4 protein-coding genes are annotated in these 6977 nt (G+C 65.6%); 1 reads left to right on the top strand and 3 read right to left on the bottom strand.

All coding sequences use genetic code 11. The features are described from left to right. Window positions 1-142 precede the first annotated feature (142 nt). From QIW53_RS17300 to ptsP, 3 genes are read right to left on the bottom strand one after another with little or no spacing between them, the layout of a single operon-like run. Complete coding sequence (locus QIW53_RS17300) at window positions 143-1879, bottom strand: PTS fructose-like transporter subunit IIB (RefSeq protein WP_371050812.1); 1737 nt, start codon at window positions 1877-1879, stop codon at window positions 143-145. Between the two features lie 11 nt (window positions 1880-1890). Then, window positions 1891-2832 carry a 1-phosphofructokinase gene (gene pfkB / locus QIW53_RS17295; protein WP_371050811.1) on the bottom strand — a complete coding sequence of 314 codons (942 nt, stop codon included), beginning with the start codon at window positions 2830-2832 and terminating at the stop codon, window positions 1891-1893. Next, window positions 2832-5693 (bottom strand): phosphoenolpyruvate--protein phosphotransferase, encoded by a 2862-nt coding sequence (ptsP, locus tag QIW53_RS17290; RefSeq protein ID WP_371050809.1) that lies wholly within the window; start codon window positions 5691-5693, stop codon window positions 2832-2834. The genes pfkB and ptsP overlap by 1 nt, the downstream gene beginning before the upstream one ends. A 285-nt stretch (window positions 5694-5978) precedes the next feature. Between ptsP and cra the strand changes: the two genes are divergently transcribed. Beyond that, window positions 5979-6974, top strand: a complete 996-nt coding sequence (cra, locus tag QIW53_RS17285) for a catabolite repressor/activator (RefSeq protein ID WP_371050808.1) — start codon at window positions 5979-5981, stop codon at window positions 6972-6974. Window positions 6975-6977 lie beyond the last annotated feature (3 nt).

The following is a 6977-nucleotide window of genomic DNA, read 5'->3' as shown; positions in this document are numbered from 1 at the left end:
CGGGTTCTTTCCTGTACAGAGTGAACACCCCAAAAACCTGGGGGAGCGGGCTTGCTCGCGATGAGGCCCTCACTGCCAACATCCATGGCGCCTGACACTCCGCCATCGCGAGCAAGCCCGCTCCCACACAAGTCTCGCGTGCTCAGGCGTTCACGGGCTCGGCGGTCAGCTCGACCGCTTCCGGGCGCTTCAGCAGGGCGTAGGTCACGGCGGTCAGCAGGCTGCCGGCGACAATCGCCAGCAGGTACAGCAAGGCATGGTTGATCGCATTGGGGATCGCCAGCACGAACAAACCGCCGTGCGGCGCCATCAGTTTGCAGCCGAAATACATCGACAAGGCGCCGGTCAGCGCGCCGCCGGCGATGCTGGCCGGGATCACGCGCAACGGGTCTTTGGCGGCAAACGGAATCGCGCCTTCGGAGATGAAGCACAGCCCCAGCACCAGCGCCGCTTTCCCGGCTTCGCGTTCGGCCTGCGCGAACTTGCGCCGGGCGAGGAAGGTAGCGATGCCCAGGCCAATGGGCGGCACCATGCCGGCCGCCATGGTTGCGGCCATCGGCGCATAGCTCTGCGAAGCCAGCAGCCCCACCGAAAAGGCGTACGCCGCCTTGTTGATCGGCCCGCCAAGGTCCACGCACATCATGCCGCCGAGCAACACCCCCAACAGAATCGCGTTGGTGGTGCCCATGCTGTCGAGGAAATGCGTCAGCCCGGTGAGCATCCCCGCCACCGGTTTGCCGACCACGTAGATCATCACCAGGCCGGTGAACAGGCTCGCCAGCAGCGGGATGATCAGGATCGGCTTCAGCGCCTCGAGGCTTTGTGGCAGACGCGCGTAGCGATTGATCGCCTGGGCCGCATAACCGGCGATGAAACCGGCAATGATCCCGCCGATGAAACCGGCGCCCAGAGTACTCGCCAGCAAGCCGCCGATCATCCCCGGCGCCAGGCCCGGGCGGTCGGCGATCGAATAGGCGATGTAGCCTGCCAGCAGCGGCACCATCAACTTGAAAGCCGTCTCGCCACCGATCTGCATCAGGGCCGCCGCGAGGGTGCCTTCTTCCTTGAACGCAGTGATGCCGAAGACGAACGACAACGCGATCATCAAGCCACCCGCCACCACCATCGGCAGCATGAACGAGACGCCGGTCAGCAGGTGTTTGTAGACGCCGGTCTTCTCCTTGGCCGGTGCCTTGGCTCCGGTGGCCGCACTTTCCTGCTTGCCCTCGGCCAGGGCCTTGTTCAGCGTGGCTTCGGCCTGTTTCAAGGCGATGCCGGTGCCGCAACGATAGATTCTTTTCCCGGCAAAGCGCTCGGTGGCCACTTCGATATCGCAGGCCAGCAGCACGACGTCGGCCTCGGCAATCGCCGCAACACTCAACGGATTGCGTGCGCCCACCGAGCCCTGGGTTTCGATCTGCAACTCATACCCGAGCTTTTTCGCGGCTTGCTGCAAGGCCTCGGCGGCCATGAAGGTATGGGCCACCCCGGTCGGGCACGCGGTGATCGCCACCAGGCGCGGGGCGTCCTGCGCAACGGCGGCAGGCTCGACGACCACTTCAGGCGCCACATACACCTGCGCCTCCTGCGCACCACGGCGCAACACCGCTTCGACATCCTGCAGCGCCTGCGCCGGGGTGCTTTGGAACACGCGCTTGCCGACAAATCGCGACAGGTCGACGGGCGCACTGGTCACCAGCAACACCCACTCGGCCGCCTCGATCGTCGCCGCCGACAACTGCCGCTCCGGGTGCGCCGGGTCCATGACCTCGACGCTGGTGCTCCAGCCCTGGCGCTGGGCCGCCGCATCGAGCAAACGGGCACACAGCACACTGGTGACCATGCCGTTCGGACAGGCCGTAACAATGGCTAACTTCATGACATACCCTCTTATTGTTCTGTCAGGGGATGCACGCGTACCCCCTGTTCGAGCTGCGCCAAGTGCGTCGCATCGCCAATGCCGAAACCGATCTGGGTGACCGCCATCGCGGCAATCGCCGTGGCGGTGCGCAGGGTCTGTTCCGGCGTGTCGGCACTGAGCAGGCCGTGCAGCATGCCGGCGAGCAACGAATCCCCGGCGCCCACCGTACTGGCGACGCTGACCCTGGGCGGCGTGGCATGCATCGCCGTGCCGACACTGAACCAGTTCACACCGTCGGCGCCGTGGGAAATCACCACGTGCTCGATCCCCTGGGCGTGCAACCGGCTCGCGGCGTCGGCCTGCGCCGCCACTGAAGTCACTTCGCCGCCGAGCACTTCGGCCAGTTCCTCGGTGTTGGGCTTGATCAGCCAGGGCCCGGCCTTGAGCGCCGCGCGCAAGGCCTCGCCACTGGTGTCCAGCGCCACGTGCAGCCCGAGTGCCTTCAGGCGCAGGACCAATGCCTGCAACCACTCGGGACTGACGCCTTGCGGCAGGCTGCCAGCCACTACCACCGCGTCATGCCCGGGGGCAATCTGCGCCAGAAGATCGAGCAACGCCTGCTGCGCCGCTGCACTGACTTGCGGCCCCGGGCCATTGATGTCAGTGATGCGCCCGTCACGCTCGGCGAGCTTGATGTTGCTGCGGGTCTCGCCGGGCACCCGGATGAACGCATCGACGAAACCGCGTTTGGCGAACAGGGTCTCGAACGCTTGAAGATTGTCTTCGCCGAGAAAGCCGCTGACGGTGAGCTGATGCCCGAGATCCGCCAGCACCTGCGCCACGTTCACGCCCTTGCCGGCGGCATGGCTGTGCATGTCGTCGCTGCGATTGACCTGGCCGGGCTCGAGGCGCGGCAACTGCACCGTCAGGTCCAGCGCCGGGTTGAGGGTCAGGGTGAGAATCCGGGCCATTACAGCGCCTCCACTAATGCGCGCACTTCGTTGGCGCTGCCCACGGCCAGGGCCTGTCGGGCAAGGGTTTGAGCCTGGATCAGGCTGAGATCGCGAACCCGCGCCTTGACCTCGGCGATACTGCGCCCGGAGACGCTCAATTCATCGACACCCAGGCCAACCAGCACAGGCACCGCCAGCGGATCGGCCGCCAGTTCGCCGCACACGCCGACCCATTTGCCATGGGCGTGGGCGGCGCGCACGGTGATGTCGATCAGTTGCAGCACCGCCGGGTGCAAGCCGTCCGCCTGGGCCGACAGGGTCGGATGACCACGGTCGATGGCCAGGGTGTATTGCGTCAGGTCGTTGGTGCCGACACTGAAGAAGTCGACCTCTTTGGCCAGCACCGGCGCGAGCAACGCCGCCGACGGCACTTCGATCATGATGCCCAGTTGCAGATCGGCGACCGGGATTTCCCGGCGCAGGCGTTCGGTCATGTCCCGCGCCGCGCGCCATTCCTCCACACTGCCGACCATCGGGAACATGATGCGCAGCGGCCGGTTGTCGGCGGCCCGCAACAAGGCGCGCAATTGCGCTTCCATGATCTGTGGCCGCTGCAAGGTCAGGCGAATGCCGCGCACGCCGAGGAACGGGTTTTCTTCCTTGGCGATCGGCCAATAGGGCAGCGGTTTGTCGCCGCCGACATCGAGGGTGCGCACCACCAGCGGCCGACCGGCCAGACCGTCGAGGACGCGACGGTACTCGGCTTCCTGGGTGGCCTCGTCCGGCGCCTGTGGGTGGGCCATGAAAATCAGTTCGGTGCGCAGCAGGCCAATGCCTTCGGCGCCCTGATCCACCGCGCTGCTGACGCCGGCGCTTTCACCGATGTTGGCGAACACTTCGACCGGGTGGCCGTCGCGGGTCAACGCCGGTTGATGCCGTTGTTCGGCCGCCGCTTTCAGGCGTTGTTCACGGCTATCACGTTCAGCACGGGCGCGTTGCAGGGTCGCTGCGTCGGCGTCGACATGCAGCCGACCGCGCTGGCCATCGAGCAGCAGCGGCGTGCCCGGTGCCAGCAGCAACACCGCCGCCCCCGCGCCGACCAATGCCGGGATGCCCAGTGCCCGGGCGACGATCGCACTGTGGGCGGTGGCGCCGCCCCGGGCGGTAAGAATGCCGGCGACCCGGGCAGGATCCAGACGCGCCACATCGGACGGCCCGACTTCGTCCATCACCAGGATGTACGGCTGATCCGGCTCACTCGGGGTCTCGACGCCACAGAGTTGCGCCAGCACCCGGCGACCGATGTCGCGCAAGTCCGCCGCGCGCTCGGCGAGCAGCACGTCCTGCAACGATTCCTGTTGCCGCGCCGCGCCCTCGATCACCGTCATCCACGCGGCTTCGGCGCTCTCGCCCTGTTTGAGGCGGGCCTCGACTTCATCGGTCAGTTCCGGGTCGTCGAGCATTTCCTGATGGGTGATGAAGATTTCGCGAATGGCCTTGGACTGGCTGCGCTCGATCAAGCCGGCGATGTCGCCCCGCACCTTCGCCAGGGCCTGTTGCAGACGCTCGCGCTCGACGGCGGCGGACTCGCCACGCAGCGGATAATCGATGGCCTGCACCACCTGGATATGCGCCGGGCCGATGGCGATGCCCGGCGCCGCCGGGATCGCTTGAACCAGACTGCCGGGCGCTGGGGCGAGCAGCACTTCGGCGATGTCTGTGATGACTTCGCGCGGCTGGCTGACGGCGGGCAATGGCTCGACGTCCTCACCCAGGCCTTCTTCGATGGCCGCCAGCAAGGCCGGCAAGGCATCGGCGGCGATGTCCGGCTCGGCAATGAACTCCAGCACCTGGCCGCGACGGGCACCGAGGCTGAGCAACTTGCTCAGGCTCTTCACCGACACGGCGCTGTCACTGCCATCGACCAGACGCACACGAATCTCGCCTTCAAAACTTTTCGCCAGCTGGGCGAGGATCTTCGCCGGACGCGCGTGCAAGCCATGGGCGTTGGCCAGGGCGATGCGCGCGCTCGGCCAGTCTGCGGGCAGCTCGCCCCCGAGCACTTCGAGGACTTTACGGCGGCTGGTGGCGCGGCCCAATTCATGGCCACGTCCTTCGATCAGCAAGGCGCACAGGCGCTCGAGCAGGGCCTGGTGCGCTTCACCGAGACTGGCCAGGCAAAACAGCCCCGTCAGCGGCTGACCAAGGTAACGCATGGGTTTGTCCGGGGTGACGAACGCCAGGCCCGGACGCTTGACCGTCTGTTCGCTGTGCAGCCACCAAAGGCCATCGCCCAGGGGCAGCGCTTCAACCTGCTGCAGGACAGCGGAAAAACCGTTGCTGACGCAGTCCGCCTGACGCAGCAGACGCGCACCGCGCCAGACCAGTTCTTCGAAGTCTTCGGCCGACACCCCCAGGCCGATCATCTGCGCATCAAGGGCAAGCTCCTGTGGCGCGCCTTGCAGCAATTTCAACAGGGCTTCAGGCGTGCTGGCGCGACGCAGGGCCTGGCCCAGATCGGTTTCGCCCAGGGCACGGGTCAGCAGTTGCAGGAGCCGCAAATGCTCGTCGGACCTGGCCGCGATGCCGATGGCCAGGTACACCATCTGGCCGTCGCCCCAGTCCACGCCCTCGGGAAACTGCATCAGGCGCACGCCGGTGGTATACACCTGGTCGCGGGTCTGTGGGGTCCCGTGGGGAATGGCAATACCTTGCCCCAGAAAGGTCGAGCCCTGGGCCTCGCGGGCCTGCAAGCCGGCGAGGTAACCGTCGGCCACCAGGCCGTCGGCGACCAGATGCCGGGCCAACTGCTCCAGCGCGGCGGACTTGTCCACGGCCGATTGGCCCATGGATATCTGCTCTATCGTAAGCTCGAGCATGGGATCTCCTTTTTGGCACCTCGGGCGCCAGGTATTGTTTTGAATGAGTCAGCTTAGGCGCTTGGTCGCAACTTTTGGCGGTTTCGCGGCAGGACCGGCCAAAAGCATTTAAAGTATAGAAAATACGCCTGCTGAAACGTTTAATCTAGAATGTTTGGCACGTTACTCGATAATCATCCAGGGTTGAAGCCCAAGCGGTCGGATGGTTGCGACAAAAGGTCCATGCCCGAATCGGTTAGGATTGACGAAAATCGCGGGGCACGCCCGAAAGAAGGAAATCCCGGTTTGAAACTCAGTGATATCGCGCAGTTGGCCGGTGTGTCCGTGACCACCGCCAGTTATGTCATCAACGGCAAGGCTGAACAGCAACGGATCAGCAGCGCCACCGTCGAGCGCGTGCGTGCGGTCGTCGAACTCCATGGCTTTACGCCCAACCCGCAAGCGGCCGGGCTGCGCAGCCGGCACACCCGCACCCTGGGGTTCATCCTGCCGGACCTGGAAAACCCCAGTTATGCGCGGATCGCCAAGTTGCTGGAACAAGGAGCCCGGGCGCGTGGCTATCAACTGTTGATCGCCAGCTCCGACGATGCGCCGGACAGCGAGCGGCAATTGCTGCAATTGTTCCGCGCCCGGCGCTGCGACGCCTTGATCGTCGCCAGTTGCCTGCCAGCCGATGACGACAGCTACCGTCAGTTGCAAGCCAAGGGGATGCCGATCATCGCCATCGACCGGGTCATGGCGCCTGACGACTTCTGTTCGGTGATCAGCGACGACCGCGAAGCCAGCCTGCAGCTGACGCGCAGCCTGCTCGACCCCGTACCCCGGCAGATCGCCCTGATCGGCGCGCGCCCTGAACTGAGCATCAGCCAGGAACGGGCCGCCGGGTTCAAGGAGGCGCTGGGTGGATTCACCGGCGAGATCCTGATCGAACACGGCGAGTCGTTCAGCCGCGAATGGGGCAAGCAATTGATGGAAGAACTGCTTGAGCGCCTGGGGCACCTGCCGGATGCGCTGGTCACCACATCCTATGTGCTGCTGCAGGGTGTGTTCGATGCCTTGCACGATTTCCCGCTGAAATCCCGCCCCCTGCGCCTCGGCACCTTTGGCGACACCCAGTTGCTGGATTTCCTGCCGCTGCCGGTCAACGCGATGGCCCAGCAGCATCAGTTGATCGCCGACAAGGCGCTGCAACTGGCCCTCGCGGCCATCGAGCAGTCCGACTACCAACCCGGCGTGCACGCCATCGCGCGGACCTTCAAGCAGCGCATTCGCCAGGACTGAGCC

Origin of the sequence: Pseudomonas fluorescens (assembly GCF_041354075.1) — a bacterium.
Lineage (GTDB): Bacteria > Pseudomonadota > Gammaproteobacteria > Pseudomonadales > Pseudomonadaceae > Aquipseudomonas > Aquipseudomonas fluorescens_CE.
This window is presented reverse-complemented; position numbering and strand designations above follow the sequence as displayed.